Origin of the sequence: uncultured Sphingomonas sp. (genome assembly GCF_964237155.1) — a bacterium.
In the GTDB taxonomy this organism is placed as follows: Bacteria; Pseudomonadota; Alphaproteobacteria; order Sphingomonadales; family Sphingomonadaceae; genus Sphingomonas.
Genome location: NZ_CAXSHH010000003.1, coordinates 89,778 through 105,305, shown reverse-complemented (window position 1 = coordinate 105,305; position 15,528 = coordinate 89,778). Strand labels below are relative to the sequence as shown.

The following is a 15,528-nucleotide window of genomic DNA, read 5'->3' as shown; positions in this document are numbered from 1 at the left end:
CCGTGTTCAGCCGACCGGATCACGCGTCGTCGTTCGAGCTGATCGAACTCGCGCCCGAGGTGAGCGCCGAAGAGGTGGCGGCAAAGACCACGGCGCGGTACGAGGGCTGATGTCGGTTACCCGGAGAAGGCAGCGGTTCGAGAGTTACCGCCGCGCGCTAACACTTCTGCGCGAGGCCGTCTTCGCTTTATGCGCAGGACAGCCATCCATGCTGGAGCGCGAAGGCCTGATCCAGCGTTTCGAGTATACCTGGGAGCAAGGTTGAAAGGTCATGCGCGATTACCTGATTGATGCCGCTTATGGCTTAAAGATCATGGTTCCGGCGGACGTGATACGGGCCGCCAATGAGGCCAGGTTGATCAAGGATGGCGACCGATGGATCAAGGCGCAACGATCGCGTAACTAGCTCGGACCCGTATGTCGTCGAGCGTCGCGACGATGAAAGCCGCCACCTCCATGTCGACCGCGCTCTCGCCTTGGAGGTCACCAGCCCGCGGTCCTCCGGGGCCGGGCGGTCGCGAGCTCCCGCTGTCATTCGCGATGGCGGCGAACGCTCGCACCGGGTACGGGATCCGAAGGGGAGAAGAACATGAAGCGTGCGTTGGCGGCGTTGGTATTGGGATGTCTGGGCAGCGGAGTGGCCGCGTTCGCTGCGGGTGGGAAGGATCCGCCCGTCCGGGTCACGCTCACCCGCCTCGATTGCGGCGCGACCAAGCAGCCGCGCGACATCGCGATCTTTTCGGATACACGCGCCTATGAGGGCGTGAAGAAGTCGCTCGTCGCCAGCTGCTACCTGATCCGTCACGGTGACGAGCTGATGCTGTGGGACACCGGCTATCCCGTCGCGACCAAGACCGATCCGCAGTCGCCAATCGCGCTGAACGCGACGGTCGTCGAGCAGCTCCGCGCATTGAACATCATTCCCGCGCAGGTAACCCGCGTCGGGGTAAGCCACCATCACGGCGACCATACCGGCCAAGCGCGCGACTTTCCCGGCGCGACGTTGCTGATCGGGCGAGGCGACTGGGCCGCGCTGACGGCCGCGCCCGCCTCGACCGGGTTCGGCGCGCCCGATCCCGCGCCGGTCGCACACTGGATCTCGGGTGGCGGCAAGGTCGAGCAGGTCCGGGGCGACCTGGACGTGTTCGGCGACGGCAGCGTCGTCATGCTGGACATGCCGGGCCATACGCCGGGCCATCACTCGCTCCTGGTGAAGCTGAAAGCAAAGGGCCCCATCCTGCTGACCGGCGACCTCGCGCATTTCCAAGAGAATTACGATACGGGCGGCGTTCCGGGCTTCAACACCGATCGCGCCGATACGATCGCGTCGCTCGACCGATTCAAGGCCATGGCGCGCAATATGAAGGCGACGGTGGTCATCCAGCACGATCCGCGCGATGTCGGCAAGCTGCCCGCGTTCCCGGCCGCCGCCGACTGACGCTGTCTGTCGTCGGCGTCGGGGGTCGCGCCGACACCGACGGCGCGGCCGATATGGACCTGGGCCGGCCCGACCCGTTCCGCCGTCGCTGGTTCGAAAGACTGGACGAGATCGGCCTGACGCTGGCAAGGTAGGGAAGGATAACAAGGTTCCGGGGATGGTCGCCGAGCATCGCCCCTGGCCGACGGGAGTGGGTGAACATGCGGGCGTTGCTGTCGAAGGCGGTCGGTGGACCTGACACGTTGGAGCTGACCGAGCTTCCCGATCCCACCGCCGGGCCCGGCCAGGTGGTCGTCGTGGTCAAGGCGTGCGCGATCAACTACCCGGATGTCCTGATCATCGAGGACAAATACCAATTCAAGCCGCCGCGCCCGTTCGCTCCCGGCGGCGAGATCGCGGGGTTGGTCGAGAGCGTCGGGGAAGGCGTGACCGGTTGGGGCGTTGGCGACCGGATCATGGGCACGATCGGCAATGGCGGCCTCGCGGAACGGATCGCGATCGACCCCAGCCGAATGTTCCGCGTGCCCGAGGGTCGCAGCTTCGCCGAGGGCGCATCGCTGGTCCTGACATACGGCACCACCATTCACGCGCTCCTCGACCGCGGTCACCTCAAGGACGGGCAGACGCTCCTCGTGCTCGGCGCGGCGGGCGGCGTCGGGCTAGCCGCGATCGAGCTCGGCAAGGCGTTCGGCGCGCGCGTGGTCGCCGCCGTGTCGTCCGAGGAGAAGGCGAAGGCCGCGAAGCGGGCCGGAGCGGACGACACGATCGTCTATGCTCGCGCGCCGTTCGACAAGGACCAGTCCAAGGCGCTTGCCGAACGGTTCAAGGCCGCCGTCGGCAAGAACGGCGCGGACGTCATCTACGATCCGGTCGGCGGCGATTACGCCGAGCCGGCACTCCGCTCGATCGCCTGGGAGGGCCGCTACTTGGTGGTCGGCTTCCCGGCCGGCATCCCCAAACTCCCGCTCAACCTGACCCTGCTCAAGAGTTGCGACGTCTGCGGCGTCTTCTGGGGCGCGTTCGCCGCGCGCGACCCGGCCGCCAACCAAGCCCACATCGACCATCTGTTCCGCCTGTGGGAGCAGGACCGCATAAGTCCCCGAGTGACCGAGACGTTCCCGCTGGAACGCGGCGGAGACGCCATCGCGAAGATGGCCGCGCGCGGCGCGATCGGAAAGTTGGTGGTGGAGATGTGAGACGAGCGGTGGGGCCGTTGCCTCCCTCCCGCCCCCGGCCTATCTCGAACGTGAGCAACAAGGGAGCGCGCGCATGACCATCTTCGACGAACGCGAGCGTGCGCACGAGGCGGAGTTCACGCGCGACGGCGAGATGGCGTTCCGTATCGCGGCCCGCCGCAACAAGCTGGTCGGGCAGTGGGCGGCCGGGTTGATGCAGCTTACCCCCGCCGAGGCGGACAGCTACGCCAAGTCCGTCGTCCAGGCCGATTTCGAGGAAGCGGGCGATGACGACGTGGCGCGCAAGCTGATCGGCGATCTGGCGGCCGCGGGTGTGGAGGTGGACGACGCCGCCGTCCGCCGGGCGCTCGACGAGCAACTGGTCGAGGCGCGCCGCCAGTTGTTGGAGGCGCGCTGACGTCATGCCGATGGCCGCAACCGACATCGAAGCCATGATCCGCGCCGCCATCCCCGATGCGCAGGTCGAGATCACCGACCTTGCCGGCGACGGCGACCATTACGCCGCGCGGGTCGTCGCGGCGAGCTTCGTGGGGCTCAGCCGCGTACAGCAGACCCGCGCCGTCTATGCGGCCCTTGGCGATCGCATGGGCACGACCCTACATGCGCTTCAACTGACCACTTCCGTCCCCAAGGACCGATACTCATGACCGACCCCGACCAGACCCGCATCGACGCGCTCGTGAAGGCGAAGCCCGTCGTGTTGTTCATGAAGGGCACCGCGCTCTTCCCCCAATGCGGCTTTTCCAGCCGGGCGATCGCGATTCTCCAGCATCTCAACGTCGATTTCGAGACCGTCGACGTGCTGCAGGACCAAGGTGTCCGCCAAGGCATCAAGGCGTATAGCGACTGGCCGACGATCCCTCAGCTTTATGTCGGCGGCGAGTTCGTCGGCGGGTCGGACATCATGATGGAGATGTACGAGTCGGGCGAACTGAAGGAGTTGTTCGAGAAGCAGGTGATACCCTTGGCCTGATGGCCGGATCAGGGTGGCTTTACACGCGACCGGATACGCTGCCGATCTATCCTGGTGAGGCTCTAGGGCCTTCAGCTGACGATGCTCACGTATTCGACGTGCCGGTGGGCGAAATGCGTGTGCTCCTATCGTTCGACCGTTGAGATCGCGCACCCGGTCTTCTGGAACGTAAACGCGACCGACAGGTGCCATCGCGCTTGACTACACATGTGATCGATGTTAACTACGCTTGTAGTCAGTTAAGGAGCGAGTAGGTGGCCGAACGGATCAGCGACGCCGAGCATGCGGTCATGGAGGTGCTCTGGGTCCGGTCGCCATTGACCGCGCAGGAGGTGGTCGAGCGCGTCGACCCCGCGCGCGGATGGAGTGGCAACACGGTCAAGACCCTGCTCGGCCGACTGTTGGCCAAGACCGCGATCTCTGCCGAGGAGGACGGCCGTCGTTATCTATATCGCCCCGCGATCGAACGCGGCGACTACGTCGCGGGCGAATCCAAGCGGCTCATGGATCGGCTTTTCGGCGGCAGGCTCATCCCGCTCGTCGCGCACCTAGCCGAACGCGACCAGCTCAGCGACGCCGACATCGCCGAGATCGAGGCGCTTCTCCGAGACCTGAAAAAATGATCGGCTGGTTGGTCGAGGCGGCGCTTGGCTCCACACTTCTGATCGGAGTGGTGCTTCTTCTCCGCGAACCCACACGCCGCCTGTTCGGCCCCACCGTCGCCTATGCGCTTTGGGCGCTGCCCGCGCTCCGTCTCGTGCTTCCGCCGATGCCCGAATGGCGGCGCGACATCGCGACCACCCCGATCAGTCGGGTCGGCGAACTCGTGATCCATTTCCTCGATACGGCCGTCACCGCCGAGGAAGTCGCCGCCGCGAACGTTGTCCTGCTGCTCTGGCTTATCGGCGGGGCGGCTTTTCTGGGCTGGCACTTGGTCCGCTACGCCCTGTTTCGCGCCCGCATCCTGCGCGGTCATGACGATCTGGCCCGCATCGGTCGTGTCCGGGTGGTGCGAAGCGCCGTCGCGCCCGGCCCGCTCGCCTTCGGGGTATTGCGTCCGCACGTCGCCATGCCCACCGATTTGGATCGCGTCTACGACGCGGACGAGCGGGCGCTCGCCATCGCGCATGAACTCGGCCACCATGCGCGCGGAGACCTTCTCGCCAACTGGGTCGCGCTGCTCGTGCTCGCGGTCCATTGGTGGAACCCGCTCGCCTGGATCGCGCACCGCGCGTTCCGCACCGATCAGGAGTTGGCCAACGATGCGCATGTCCTCGCCGAGTGCGGGTCCGACGCCGTCCACGCCTACGCGCGTGCGATCGTCAAGGCGGCGAGCGGGTACGGTCACGCCGCAGCCTGTCACCTCCGCTCCGTTTCCGACCTGAAAGGACGCATCCGTATGTTGAAAGCCGATCCGCCTTCGCCGCGCCGTCTGCGCACCGGCATCGCCGGCGTCGCGCTGTTCGCCGTTCCGACGCTGGCGCTTACCGCATCCGGAAGCGGTGCCGCCGCTACCATGAGGGAGGGCGTCGGCGCGACGATCGGGTTGGACTTGACGACCGCCAAACTCGACTGGAGCCCGATCGACGTACCGAGCGCGCCGGTGCCGCCGATCGTTCCGGCTCAAGTCGAAGCGCCCGTCGCGTTCGTTCCGCGGTCCCTAGCTGCGATCCCGCCGGTGCCACCCACTCCTCCGCTGCCCTCGGTTCCGCCCGCGCCGCCCGTTCCACCCGTGCCGGCAGTCGATGGGACGCGCCAGGTCACGGTGATCCGGACCCGCGATGGACAGGCCGTCTATCGTATCGTCCGCACCCGCAACGGCCGCGAATTCGACCTGTCGTCGATATCGGAGGTTTTGGAGCAAAGCTGCGGCCGAGGTGATCGCCCGCTGGTCCGCCGCGAAATGCGGGACGGCAAGCCGGTCACGATCATCTGCATCGACCGGATCGGGCGTGTCGCCGACCAGGCCTCCCGTGCCGCGACCGAGGCCGGCGAGATCGGACGCGGTGGGCTGGCGGCCGCGCTCTTCGGCCTGCGCGGCGCGCGCACCGCGATCGACGCCGACCCTCATCTCTCCGGCGAGCAGAAGCGTCGGGCGCGTGAGGGCGTCGAACAAGGGATCCGCGAGATCGAGAACAATTTAGCCAAGCCGGGCTAGCGGCCCCGTCCGCTGATGAGGGAGTTGCCATCCTTATCCTGACCCGGCACATCGTCGACCATGCCCGCACCCCCGACCGGCATCGCGATACCGCTCGAGCCGCTCGTGACGCGGGTGCTCGCGCCGAACCCGTCGCCCTTCACGCATACCGGTACGCAGTCCCACATCATCGGCGTGCGAGCGCTCGCCGTGATTGACCCCGGGCCGGACGATCCGGCGCATCTGGCGGCGCTCCTGCGTGCGATCGACGGCCGTCCGGTGTCGGCGATCCTCGTCACCCACCACCACCGCGATCACAGTCCCGCCACGCGTGCGTTGGCAACGGCGACGGGCGCGCCGATCGTCGGCGCGGCTCCGTCGCATGTGAGCGGTGATGGTCCGCGCGCCGACGCCGCCTTCGATCCCGACTACGCACCCGAGCGCGTCTTGGCGGACGGCGAGACCGTGGAAGGGGAGGGCTGGACGTTGCGCGCGATCGCCACCCCCGGCCACAGCGCCAACCATCTCGCCTTCGCGCTGGAGCGGTCGGGAGAGGATGGTACGGCGCTCTTCTCGGGCGATCACGTGATGGGTTGGTCGACCAGCGTGGTCTCGCCGCCCGACGGTAGCATGACGGCGTACATGGCAAGCCTGGAGAAGCTGCTCGCGCGCGACGACCGCGTCTATTACCCCGGTCATGGCGACCAGGTCGACAATCCCCGACGCTGGGTGCGCGGCCTGCTCGGCCATCGAAAACAGCGCGAGGGGCAGATCATGCGGCTGCTCGGTACGGAGGCGCTGACGGTCACCGCCATAACGAAACGGATGTATGTCGGCCTGGACCCGCGCCTGCTGCTCGCCGCCGAGCGGTCGGTGCTCGCCCATCTGCTCGACCTTCAGGCGCGTGAACTGGTCTGGGGCGAGGCGACGAGAGAAGGAGCGAGGTGGGAATCGACCGACGCCGCCCCGGCGACGGCGGAGTGATGCAAAACCATCGGCCTCCGCGCGATCCCATTGGGAAGCATCGCCTTTCCGCTCCCCGACATATTCAAACCCGGACCGAAGACCTTAACCGGAGAGCGACGGACCGATGATCCATGTCGGCCAGGCCACTCAAAACGGCCAGCCACGGGACCTAAGTAGGTCGCTCGAAGAGATTACCGCCGAGGAACGCGAATGACCGCCATCGACCTGAACCTCACCGGCCTCGATCTTCGCGCGGAGATCGACCGTTTGCGCCATGAGCGCAACGCGGTGATCCTTGCGCATTACTATCAGAAGCCCGAGCTTCAGGATCTGGCGGACTTCGTCGGCGACAGCCTCGACCTCAGCCGTCGCGCGGCGGAGACGAACGCCGACGTTATCGCCTTTTGCGGCGTGCGCTTCATGGCGCAGACCGCCAAGATCCTGTCGCCCGACAAGATAGTCGTGCTGCCCGACATGGACGCGGGCTGCTCGCTCGAGGATTCGTGCCCACCCGATCAGTTCGCGGCGTTCCGCGCGCGTCATCCCGGTCACATCGCGCTCACCTACATCAATTGTTCGACCGAGGTGAAGGCGCTGTCCGACATCATCGTCACTTCATCGTCGGCCGAGAAAATCCTGTCGCAGATCCCCGTCGATCAGCCAATCATCTTCGGCCCGGACCGCAATCTGGGCGGCTATCTCGTGCGCAAGACCGGGCGCGACATGCTGCTCTGGCCGGGGGTATGCATCGTCCACGAGGCGTTCAGCGAGACCGAGCTGATGAAATTGCAGGCGCTATATCCCGGTGCGCCGGTGGCGGCGCATCCGGAGTGTCCGGCGGTGATCCTGGACCATGCCGACTATGTCGGATCGACGCGCGGCATCCTGGAGTTCGCGAACGCGATGCCCGGCGATACGCTGATCGTCGCGACGGAGCCCCACATCATCCACCAGATGGAAAAGGCGATGCCGGACAAGCGATTCATCGGCGCGCCGGGCGCGGACGGCAACTGCAACTGCAACATTTGCCCGTACATGGCGCTTAACGACATGGAGAAGCTTTGCTTCGCGCTCCGCGATCTGCAGCCGAGGATCGAGATCGAGGAGTCCTTGCGCCTCCGCGCCAAGCGGAGCCTCGACGCGATGCTCGCCATGGCGAGCGGGACGGTCGGGCAGGGCGATCTCGGGCCGGTGCGGGTGACGGGGGATTGACGGTGGCGGGGGGCGAAGTCTGGGCGGATATATGATCGGGTTCGATCTCGACCGTTTCGTGCGGTCCACCCTGGCCGAGGATCTGGGCGAAACGGGTGACATCACTTCGGATGCGGTCGTTCCTGTGGATGCTGCGTTCAGCGGTGTCATGGACAGCCGCGACGCGATAACCGTCGCCGGCTTGAACATCGCCGAAGCGTTCTTCCGTCATCTCGACCCTGAGGTCCGGATCGAGCGTTTGGTCGAGGACGGCGCGCGCCTCGAGCCCGGAACCGAGCTGCTCCGCCTGCACGGCCGCGCACGCGCGCTGCTCACCGCAGAGCGTTCGGCGCTCAACACGGTCCAACACTTGTCGGGCATCGCCACGCTCACCCGGGCGCATGTCGATGCGATCGCGGGCACGGGCGCGACGCTGCTCGACACGCGCAAGACGATCCCGGGCCTGCGCGTCCTGGAGAAATACGCGACCCGCACCGGCGGCGCGCGCAATCACCGCATGGGATTGTGGGATGCGGCGATGATCAAGGACAACCACGTCGCGGTCGCGGGCGGCGTCGCCGAAGCGGTCCGCCGCGCCCGCGCCGCCGGGATCGCCGACATCATCGTCGAGGTGGACCGGATCGATCAGATCGCCGCCGCCTTGGATGCGGGCGCCACGCACCTGCTGCTCGACAACATGGCCCCTGCTGTCCTGATCGAAGCGGTCGCGGCCGTGGACGGTCGCGTTCCGACCGAGGCGTCGGGCGGCGTCACGCTCGCCACGATTCGCGCCATCGCCGAGACGGGAGTGACATTCATCTCGGTCGGGCGGCTGACGCAGTCGGCCCCGGCCGCCGATATCGGCCTCGACTTCACCGTCTGACCGCGCCACCACGCGGGAGGAAAAGGAGTCATATGCACAGACCACCGTCGATCGTCCGGTTCGAGCGGATGTGGTGGACGTCCGCGCTGCTGTCGCTAATCGCCGCCTATCTCTCCTGGGATCGTGTCCAGCACGGCATACGGGCGAGGTTCGCGGTGGACCCGGCATTGCGTGCGAACCCGTTCGGCGCGGTCGTCGTCGACTGGACGCAGGTCGCCGGCGTCGCGATCACGATCGCGTGGACGGTGATCGTCTGGTTCCTGGTGACGCGGCGGGCGAGCGGAGCGGGCCGGTGGCTGGCCGTGCTGACCGCGGTGCTGAGCGGCGTTCAGCTCGCCATCCTGCTCGGCGGGCTGGCGTTGGGCCGCACCCTGCATCCGTTGTCGCACGGAGCGGCCGCCGCGGCGGCGGTCCTAACGATGATCGCCGCGGCCGCCTTGTTCACATCCGCCTCCCGGACGTGGTTCGGCGAGGCGGACGAAACCGAACGGCAACCGGTCTGACTTGACGATCAACGCTCGGCGCGACCCTCGACGACGACGGTCGCGGGATGATGCTTGTCGAGGTGGCGTTTGAGCATGCGCAGGTTGCGGGTGTTCGATCGGAACAGAAAATCGGCGGCATCGCCCACGAACGGTACCAGTCCAATCACCGTATCAAGCCCCACATTCCCCGCCATGCGCGCGAGCTTGAACTTGGACAGCCCCAGATTCCGCGCCTCCCACACCAACCACGCACCCAGGCCCGCGCCGGCGAGGTCGCCTACGACCGGTACGAAGCCGATCAGCGTGTCGAGCCCGATCGGTCGATTGATGCCTGGCACGACGAACAGGCGCTCGAGCAGCCGCTCCATGGTCTCGATCCGGAGGCGGACCGCGGCGGGGTCGCGACCGAGCGGGAGGCGGTCGAAGATGGTGGGGTCGAGGCGGCGTTCCATGCCAGCTATCTGGGCGCGGCGCGGAGCCGGTTCAACGGATGCCATGCCCGTGCGTTGGGCCGCCACCGTCCCAACCGGGGCGCGACCAGCGACCAGCGCAGCGGCCGGGCGATCGGGATGAACGCCGCATCGGCGTCGACCAACCGGTCCACCGCCGCGATCTCCCGCGCCCGCGTTGCCATGTCGGGCGCATCGCGCGCGGCCATCAGTGCCGTGGTCGCTGCGGGACCGCATGGCCGGCATGCGCCGACGAGATACCAGCGCGCGCTGTCATAGGGCGCGACCTCGTCGATCAGGCGCAGTTCGGCGGGCGCCGACCACCCGACCCGCTCCGGCGTGACGCCGACCGCCAGCAGCGACCCCGCCACCCGCCCGTAAAGGATGGTGGCCCCCGGTCCGCGCGGCAACGCGATCCGCAGCCGGACCGGGCGGCCGGCGGAAAGAACTCGTCCGCGCGCGGCGGCACGGCGCTGGTCGAGCGTCAGCAGAGTCCATTCCGGCACGGTCGGTGGCACCGCGCTGTCGAGCGCGTCCGGCAATATGCGGTCGGCGGGTTCCCATCCGGGCGTCAGCGCGGCGGTGATCGCGGCACGGTCGAGCGCCTGGGACACCGCCGCCCGGTTCGCGGCGGTCGCAAGGAAGCCTCGGCGCGAGACGACCGCGAAGCCGAACAGGCCCGTGGCCGGGTCGATGCGCAGGTCGGCGGGACGAATACCCGCGCCGGCGACGATCGGCCAGCCGGCGAAGTCGCCGCCCAACACCAAGGCGGACCCACCCGCGGCGAAGCGTGCGACCGCGAGCGCGCCGCTTTCGGCGATCAGGCGCACGTCCTCCTCCGGGCGTGCCGCGACGGGGTTCGCCGGGTCGGCGCGGGCGGGGTCGATGGCGGGACGGAGCAGCGGATGAGGGTCGTCGTCGACGAGCCGCATGGGACCAGTACCGCCGATCCGCGCCCGGGCGATCGCCATCTCCGGCTGCGCGAACAGCTTGAGCAGGTCGGGCCGTTGGCGGCTCAACCGGACCTGGATCACCTGCGGCGTCATCGCGACCGCACCTTCGACGGCGGTCAGGAAGGGGCGCAGCGGGTTGGCGCGCGCGGTCAGGCGGCGGGTGAGGGCGGCGGCGACCTGCGCCGCGGTAACGGGGGAGCCGTCGGGCCACTCCGCCCGGCGGAGGCGAAAGATGTAGCTGGTGCCTTGGTCGATCACGATCCAGCGTTCGGCGAGGCCAGGTTCGATCCGTCCGGCGGCGTCAAATCGGACCAGGCCTTGTTCGGTCGCATCGACGAGCAGGCGGATCGGCAACGCGGCGCCGACGGGCGCGGTCTCGCCCGCGATGGCGCTGACGACCACCGGGCCGGTATCGGCGGGACGGTCGCAGGCCGCCAGCGCCAGTAGCATCGAAAGCGGGGCAAGGAGAGTGGTGCGGACGGCGGGACTTGAACCCGCACTCCAAAGGAAACCGATTTTAAGTCGGCAGCGTCTACCGATTTCGCCACGTCCGCCCACGGCCAGGGGTCAAGCGTAGGATCTCCGACATTGCAAGCGGTCTGCGGGATCGGGAGGGGGTCACGGGAGTAGATTCCGTGACGCCGATCCTCGGTCATGCCGAGGTCGGCCGGCCTGCGCCGGGTCTTCGCGCAAGCTCCGCTCGCGCGAAGCCGGCTGAGCTACACGTTCAGGCGGGCGCGCATTTCCTTGCCGGGCTTGAAATAGGGAACGCGCTTGGCTCCAACTTCGACATGCTCGCCGGTGCGCGGGTTGCGGCCGGTGCGGGCGTCCCGGGGGCGGGTCGAGAACGCGCCGAAGCCGCGCAGCTCCACGCGGCCATTGGCGGCGAGACGAGCGGAGATGGTGTCGAAGAAGCAGCCGATGATCGCCTCGATCTCGCGGCCCGACAGGTCGGGATGCTCGGCGCATAGCCGATCGACTAGTTCAGACCTGATCATCTTGGAGCCCCCTCAAGCCCGGTCGACCGGGGCCGGGGCGAACACCGCCCCGGCCCATCCCTCCCTTAGTTGTTGTCTCGCGCCTTGAGCGCGGCACCCAGGATGTCGCCCAGCGACGCGCCCGAGTCGGACGAACCATACTGCGCCACCGCTTGTTTCTCCTCGGAAATTTGCATCGCCTTGACGGAGAAGGTCGGCTTCTTGGATCGATCGAAACCCGTCACCATCGCATCGAGCTTCTGGCCGACCTGGAAGCGCTCGGGCCGCTGCTCGTCGCGGTCGCGGCCGAGATCGATGCGTTTGATGAAGCCCGTGACGCCGTCGTCGCCGACCTGGACCTCGAGGCCCGGATCGCGGACTTCCAAGACCGTCACGGTGACGACCTGGTTCTTGTTGAGGCCGGACCCCGGACCCGCCGCCGCGCCGCCCGCGACGGGAGCGCCGCGCTCGAGCTGCTTCATGCCGAGCGAGATGCGCTCCTTCTCGGGGTCGATGTCGAGCACCACGGCCTGGACGGTCTCACCCTTGCGGTGCAGATTGAGCGCGTCCTCGCCCGATACGCCCCAGGCGATGTCGGACATGTGGACCATGCCGTCGACGTCGTTGTCGAGGCCGATGAACAGCCCGAACTCGGTCGAGTTCTTGACCTCGCCCTCGACGGTCGAACCGATCGGATGAGCCGCCATGAACGCGTCCCAGGGATTGTTCTGCGCCTGCTTGAGGCCGAGCGAGATGCGGCGCTTCTCGCCATCGACCTCGAGCACCATCACGTCGACTTCCTGGCTGGTCGATACGATCTTGCCCGGATGGACGTTCTTCTTGGTCCAGCTCATCTCGGACACATGGACCAGACCCTCAATGCCCGCCTCCAGCTCGACGAAGGCGCCGTATTCGGTGATGTTGGTCACGCGGCCGGACAGCTTCGCGCCGACCGGGTACTTGACCGAGGCCGCGTCCCACGGATCGCTCTCGAGCTGCTTCATGCCCAGCGAGATCCGCTGCGTGTCCTTGTTGATCCGGATGATCTGGACGCGGACCGTGTCGCCGATATTCAGCACCTCCGAGGGGTGCTGGACGCGTTTGTAGCTAAGGTCGGTGACGTGGAGCAGGCCATCGATGCCGCCGAGATCGACAAACGCCCCGTAATCGGTGATGTTCTTGACCATTCCCTCGATGATCTGTCCCTCGGCGAGGCTCTGGATGAGGCCGGTGCGCTGCTCGGCGCGGGTCTCCTCCAGGATGGCGCGGCGCGAGACGACGATATTGCCGCGCTTGCGGTCCATCTTCAGGATCTGGAAGGGCTGGGGCAGGTCCATCAGCGGCGTGACGTCGCGCACGGGGCGGATGTCGACCTGGCTGCCCGGCAGGAAGGCGACGGCGCCCGACAGGTCGACGGTGAAGCCGCCCTTGACGCGGCCGAAGATCACGCCCTCGACGCGGGCCTGCTTGGCGAACTCGGTCTCCAGCTTGTCCCAAGCGGCCTCGCGGCGGGCGCGGTCGCGGCTGAGCATCGCCTCGCCGTGCATGTTCTCGACGCGGTCGACATAGACCTCGACCTCGTCACCGACCTTCAGGTCCGCCTTCTGACCCGGCGCGGCGAACTCGCGGAGCGGCACGCGGCCCTCCGACTTCAAACCCACGTCGATGACGGCGAGATCGTTCTCGATCGCGGTCACCGTACCGTGGACGACGCGTCCCTCAAAGCTGTCGGCGCCGCCGAACATGTCATCGAGCATCGCGGAGAAATCGTCGCGGGTGGGCATCACTTGAGCCGGAGCTTGGGTCGCCATAAAGAGTCGTCAATCCTTGAGATACTGTCCGGCCAACCGGTCGGGTCCGGTGGTCTTGGCCTTGTCACGACCGCGACGACCCCATGCCGGCACGGTATCCGGGAAAGGCGGTGCAGTCGGAGGAGCAAACCGCATCGGATGCGAAAAGGGCGCGTGAGAACAAGCCTCCGCGCCTACCTCCGCGAGCACGAACCCGCCGGATGAGAACGACATAGCTGAACGAGGGTGGAGGAGCAAGGCGGGCGAGCGTGTCGGAAGTTCACTAAAGTTCACGCCAAGAACGTCTTCGTCACGTTGATTACGGCAGGGATGGTCGACCGACGATGGGGACCGTTCCCCACCGACCAAATGGCGGCCGCGACCACGCCGATGCGTGCGAGCGCGGCCACGAGGGCGCGATGCACCGCCGCCGACCCTTCGCTCGCACCGCGATAGACGATCGTGACCAAGGTTGAAGAGGAGGAAGCGTCGGGTTCATCGGGCGGATCGGACTCGAGCATGGCGGGAACATTGGCATGCGCCCGATCCTGTAGGACAGCGGAATCTTCACGGTACCACGTTGTCGTTCCCGGGACGATCTACGACGGCGCGGCGCCGTGCATCCGGCGAAACGCTCGCCCCGGGTCAGGCCAGTCCCGCAGCTCCGAAGGCCCTGCGCACATCGTCCGGAGCACCCCGCAACATGCGATCCACCCGCTCCGTCACGACCACCTCGTCGCGTTCGCCCGGCAGGCTCGCCATCGCTCAGTCGCCGAACGCGCGCGTGCTCGCGGACTCGTCGCTCACCACGCGCGTGTTGTTGTGCCGAGGATCGCCGCGAACACGTTCAACGATGTATTCGACCGTTTTCGAAGCGCCTTCCAGAACCTGGAGATGACCGACGCCATCGGTCCAGATGAAGCCGGATACTCCATATAAGCCATTGTTCGCTCGGGACTGACGCAGGACCTCGAGGTGGTCGCGGCGGCAATCGTCGCAATTAGCCTTGCTGGCATGGATCAGCCGGCGGAACGCGGTTGCGGCATCGTGGTCCAGTCCGCCGCCGCTCCTATTCCGAAATCATGCGTCGGTCGATGGAGACTCACGATCCCGCGCGGACACTCGGCGGCGCTTCCCGCCACTCGCCCGGTTTAACCCCGTCGACCGTCCAGTCGCCGATGCTCCAGCGCACCAACCGGAGCGTGGGGTGGCCGACCGCGGCCGTCATGCGGCGCACCTGGCGGTTGCGGCCTTCGGCGATCGTCAGCTGGAGCCAGCAATCCGAGACCGTCTTGCGGAACCGGACGGGCGGGTCGCGAGGCCACAGCGCGGGGGCGGGGATGCGCTCCACCTCGGCGGGTCGGGTCGGGCCGTCCTTTAGTCGGACGCCGCGTCGGAGGGCCGTCAGTGCTGTCCCGCCTACCTCACCCTCCACCTGGACGAGGTAGGCCTTGCGCATCTTGAACCGGGGATCGGCGATCCTCGCTTGCAACGCGCCGTCGTCGGTGAGCAGGAGCAGGCCCTCGCTATCGAGATCGAGCCGACCGGCGGGGTAGATGCCGGGAAGGTCGATGTGGTCGGACAGGGTGGGGCGGGGCGACGCGCCGCTTGTCGGTCGGTCGTCGGTGAACTGGCAAAGGACGCCGTAAGGCTTGTTGAACAGGATGAGCTTCGTCATGCGTAGAACCGCGTGGTCAGGGCGATTCCCGCGAGGTTCTGGGAGCGCTTGACGTAGCGGATAGTCGGCGGACCGACGGCGGCGGTCATCGCGCGGAAGGTCTCCAGATGCCGGACGGCGTCGCCGCGGCATTTGGCGGTGCCGCTCGCCTGTGCGACGACGTTGGCGGAGTCGCCGAGTAGGACGTAATCGGCCCGACCAAACGACCGTGCGACCGTCAGCGCGTGGATCAGCGCCAGCCACTCGGCATCCATGCTTGTGCCATGGCCGACATCGCGGAACAGTTCCGTACGGCCGCCCATGACGACCGCGATCTCCATCCGGCCCGGATTGGGTCGGCAGCCACCGTCGAAGAAGACTTTCAGGCGGGACGGCATGACGAGTCCCCTGACGCGATGCTCGATTGGCGGGT

20 protein-coding genes, 1 tRNA gene and 1 pseudogene are annotated in these 15,528 nt (G+C 67.4%); 13 read left to right on the top strand and 9 right to left on the bottom strand.

Annotated elements, in window-relative coordinates; genetic code table 11:
• From ACFE71_RS01750 to ACFE71_RS01690, 13 genes and pseudogenes are all read left to right on the top strand, one after another.
• A pseudogene (locus tag ACFE71_RS01750) lies at positions 1-110 on the top strand (succinyl-CoA--3-ketoacid-CoA transferase); the annotation flags it as partial.
• 161 nt (positions 111-271) lie between these two features.
• Positions 272-406, top strand: a complete 135-nt coding sequence (locus ACFE71_RS01745; RefSeq protein WP_375427090.1) for a hypothetical protein — start codon at positions 272-274, stop codon at positions 404-406.
• Positions 407-589: 183 nt separating this feature from the next.
• Entirely contained in the window at positions 590-1,438 is an 849-nt protein-coding gene (locus tag ACFE71_RS01740; RefSeq protein ID WP_375427089.1) for an N-acyl homoserine lactonase family protein, read from the top strand.
• 200 nt (positions 1,439-1,638) lie between these two features.
• Entirely contained in the window at positions 1,639-2,634 is a 996-nt protein-coding gene (locus ACFE71_RS01735; protein ID WP_375427088.1) for an NADPH:quinone oxidoreductase family protein, read from the top strand.
• Positions 2,635-2,707: 73 nt separating this feature from the next.
• Entirely contained in the window at positions 2,708-3,031 is a 324-nt protein-coding gene (locus ACFE71_RS01730) for a DUF1476 domain-containing protein (RefSeq protein WP_375427087.1), read from the top strand.
• Positions 3,032-3,035: 4 nt separating this feature from the next.
• A complete protein-coding gene (locus tag ACFE71_RS01725; RefSeq protein WP_375427086.1) occupies positions 3,036-3,281 on the top strand; it encodes a BolA/IbaG family iron-sulfur metabolism protein in 246 nt (81 codons plus the stop codon).
• Positions 3,278-3,607: a Grx4 family monothiol glutaredoxin gene (gene grxD, locus ACFE71_RS01720; protein WP_375427085.1), complete on the top strand. Its 330-nt coding sequence runs from the start codon at positions 3,278-3,280 to the stop codon at positions 3,605-3,607. Before ACFE71_RS01725 ends, grxD begins: the two co-directional genes overlap by 4 nt.
• Positions 3,608-3,861: 254 nt before the next feature.
• Positions 3,862-4,230 carry a BlaI/MecI/CopY family transcriptional regulator gene (locus tag ACFE71_RS01715; RefSeq protein WP_375427084.1) on the top strand — a complete coding sequence of 123 codons (369 nt, stop codon included), beginning with the start codon at positions 3,862-3,864 and terminating at the stop codon, positions 4,228-4,230.
• Positions 4,227-5,765, top strand: a complete 1,539-nt coding sequence (locus ACFE71_RS01710) for a M56 family metallopeptidase (protein ID WP_375427083.1) — start codon at positions 4,227-4,229, stop codon at positions 5,763-5,765. The genes ACFE71_RS01715 and ACFE71_RS01710 overlap by 4 nt, the downstream gene beginning before the upstream one ends.
• 60 nt (positions 5,766-5,825) lie before the next feature.
• On the top strand, positions 5,826-6,728 hold the full coding sequence (locus tag ACFE71_RS01705) for an MBL fold metallo-hydrolase (protein ID WP_375427082.1): 903 nt from the start codon (positions 5,826-5,828) through the stop codon (positions 6,726-6,728).
• A gap of 192 nt (positions 6,729-6,920) precedes the next feature.
• Positions 6,921-7,922 carry a quinolinate synthase NadA gene (gene nadA / locus ACFE71_RS01700; protein WP_375427081.1) on the top strand — a complete coding sequence of 334 codons (1,002 nt, stop codon included), beginning with the start codon at positions 6,921-6,923 and terminating at the stop codon, positions 7,920-7,922.
• 31 nt (positions 7,923-7,953) lie between these two features.
• A complete protein-coding gene (gene nadC, locus ACFE71_RS01695) occupies positions 7,954-8,784 on the top strand; it encodes a carboxylating nicotinate-nucleotide diphosphorylase (protein WP_375427080.1) in 831 nt (276 codons plus the stop codon).
• Positions 8,785-8,816: 32 nt separating this feature from the next.
• Positions 8,817-9,287 carry a hypothetical protein gene (locus ACFE71_RS01690; RefSeq protein WP_375427079.1) on the top strand — a complete coding sequence of 157 codons (471 nt, stop codon included), beginning with the start codon at positions 8,817-8,819 and terminating at the stop codon, positions 9,285-9,287.
• A gap of 8 nt (positions 9,288-9,295) precedes the next feature.
• On the opposite strand, the gene ACFE71_RS01685 is transcribed toward ACFE71_RS01690, so the two are convergent.
• The 9 genes from ACFE71_RS01685 to ACFE71_RS01645 all read right to left on the bottom strand — a co-directional run bounded on the left by ACFE71_RS01685 (position 9,296) and on the right by ACFE71_RS01645 (position 15,493).
• Entirely contained in the window at positions 9,296-9,721 is a 426-nt protein-coding gene (locus ACFE71_RS01685) for a DUF4112 domain-containing protein (RefSeq protein WP_375427078.1), read from the bottom strand.
• A 5-nt stretch (positions 9,722-9,726) separates the two neighbouring features.
• Complete coding sequence (locus ACFE71_RS01680; RefSeq protein WP_375427077.1) at positions 9,727-11,121, bottom strand: ABC transporter substrate-binding protein; 1,395 nt, start codon at positions 11,119-11,121, stop codon at positions 9,727-9,729.
• A gap of 20 nt (positions 11,122-11,141) precedes the next feature.
• A tRNA-Leu gene (locus ACFE71_RS01675) sits at positions 11,142-11,225 on the bottom strand.
• A gap of 165 nt (positions 11,226-11,390) precedes the next feature.
• Positions 11,391-11,669 carry an integration host factor subunit beta gene (locus ACFE71_RS01670; protein ID WP_375427076.1) on the bottom strand — a complete coding sequence of 93 codons (279 nt, stop codon included), beginning with the start codon at positions 11,667-11,669 and terminating at the stop codon, positions 11,391-11,393.
• A gap of 65 nt (positions 11,670-11,734) precedes the next feature.
• Positions 11,735-13,432: a 30S ribosomal protein S1 gene (gene rpsA / locus ACFE71_RS01665; RefSeq protein WP_375427075.1), complete on the bottom strand. Its 1,698-nt coding sequence runs from the start codon at positions 13,430-13,432 to the stop codon at positions 11,735-11,737.
• A 296-nt stretch (positions 13,433-13,728) separates the two neighbouring features.
• Complete coding sequence (locus tag ACFE71_RS01660) at positions 13,729-13,959, bottom strand: hypothetical protein (RefSeq protein WP_375427074.1); 231 nt, start codon at positions 13,957-13,959, stop codon at positions 13,729-13,731.
• 244 nt (positions 13,960-14,203) lie between these two features.
• The gene (locus ACFE71_RS01655; RefSeq protein ID WP_375427096.1) at positions 14,204-14,458 is read right to left on the bottom strand and encodes a BLUF domain-containing protein; all 255 of its coding nucleotides are present in this window, start codon (positions 14,456-14,458) and stop codon (positions 14,204-14,206) included.
• An 82-nt stretch (positions 14,459-14,540) separates the two neighbouring features.
• Positions 14,541-15,116, bottom strand: coding sequence for a pseudouridine synthase (locus tag ACFE71_RS01650; protein WP_375427073.1), 576 nt, complete (start codon positions 15,114-15,116; stop codon positions 14,541-14,543).
• A complete protein-coding gene (locus tag ACFE71_RS01645) occupies positions 15,113-15,493 on the bottom strand; it encodes a ribonuclease HI (RefSeq protein ID WP_375427072.1) in 381 nt (126 codons plus the stop codon). The genes ACFE71_RS01650 and ACFE71_RS01645 overlap by 4 nt, the downstream gene beginning before the upstream one ends.
• Between the last annotated feature and the right edge of the window lie 35 nt (positions 15,494-15,528).

Coding starts and splice junctions, on each gene's coding strand:
- ACFE71_RS01745 (WP_375427090.1), top strand. CDS start 272: ATGCGCGATTACCTGATTGATGCCGCTTATGGCTTAAAGATCATGGTT.
- ACFE71_RS01740 (WP_375427089.1), top strand. CDS start 590: ATGAAGCGTGCGTTGGCGGCGTTGGTATTGGGATGTCTGGGCAGCGGA.
- ACFE71_RS01735 (WP_375427088.1), top strand. CDS start 1,639: ATGCGGGCGTTGCTGTCGAAGGCGGTCGGTGGACCTGACACGTTGGAG.
- ACFE71_RS01730 (WP_375427087.1), top strand. CDS start 2,708: ATGACCATCTTCGACGAACGCGAGCGTGCGCACGAGGCGGAGTTCACG.
- ACFE71_RS01725 (WP_375427086.1), top strand. CDS start 3,036: ATGCCGATGGCCGCAACCGACATCGAAGCCATGATCCGCGCCGCCATC.
- grxD (WP_375427085.1), top strand. CDS start 3,278: ATGACCGACCCCGACCAGACCCGCATCGACGCGCTCGTGAAGGCGAAG.
- ACFE71_RS01710 (WP_375427083.1), top strand. CDS start 4,227: ATGATCGGCTGGTTGGTCGAGGCGGCGCTTGGCTCCACACTTCTGATC.
- ACFE71_RS01705 (WP_375427082.1), top strand. CDS start 5,826: ATGCCCGCACCCCCGACCGGCATCGCGATACCGCTCGAGCCGCTCGTG.
- nadA (WP_375427081.1), top strand. CDS start 6,921: ATGACCGCCATCGACCTGAACCTCACCGGCCTCGATCTTCGCGCGGAG.
- nadC (WP_375427080.1), top strand. CDS start 7,954: ATGATCGGGTTCGATCTCGACCGTTTCGTGCGGTCCACCCTGGCCGAG.
- ACFE71_RS01690 (WP_375427079.1), top strand. CDS start 8,817: ATGCACAGACCACCGTCGATCGTCCGGTTCGAGCGGATGTGGTGGACG.
- ACFE71_RS01685 (WP_375427078.1), bottom strand. CDS start 9,721: ATGGAACGCCGCCTCGACCCCACCATCTTCGACCGCCTCCCGCTCGGT.
- ACFE71_RS01680 (WP_375427077.1), bottom strand. CDS start 11,121: ATGCTACTGGCGCTGGCGGCCTGCGACCGTCCCGCCGATACCGGCCCG.
- ACFE71_RS01670 (WP_375427076.1), bottom strand. CDS start 11,669: ATGATCAGGTCTGAACTAGTCGATCGGCTATGCGCCGAGCATCCCGAC.
- rpsA (WP_375427075.1), bottom strand. CDS start 13,432: ATGCCCACCCGCGACGATTTCTCCGCGATGCTCGATGACATGTTCGGC.
- ACFE71_RS01660 (WP_375427074.1), bottom strand. CDS start 13,959: ATGCTCGAGTCCGATCCGCCCGATGAACCCGACGCTTCCTCCTCTTCA.
- ACFE71_RS01650 (WP_375427073.1), bottom strand. CDS start 15,116: ATGACGAAGCTCATCCTGTTCAACAAGCCTTACGGCGTCCTTTGCCAG.
- ACFE71_RS01645 (WP_375427072.1), bottom strand. CDS start 15,493: ATGCCGTCCCGCCTGAAAGTCTTCTTCGACGGTGGCTGCCGACCCAAT.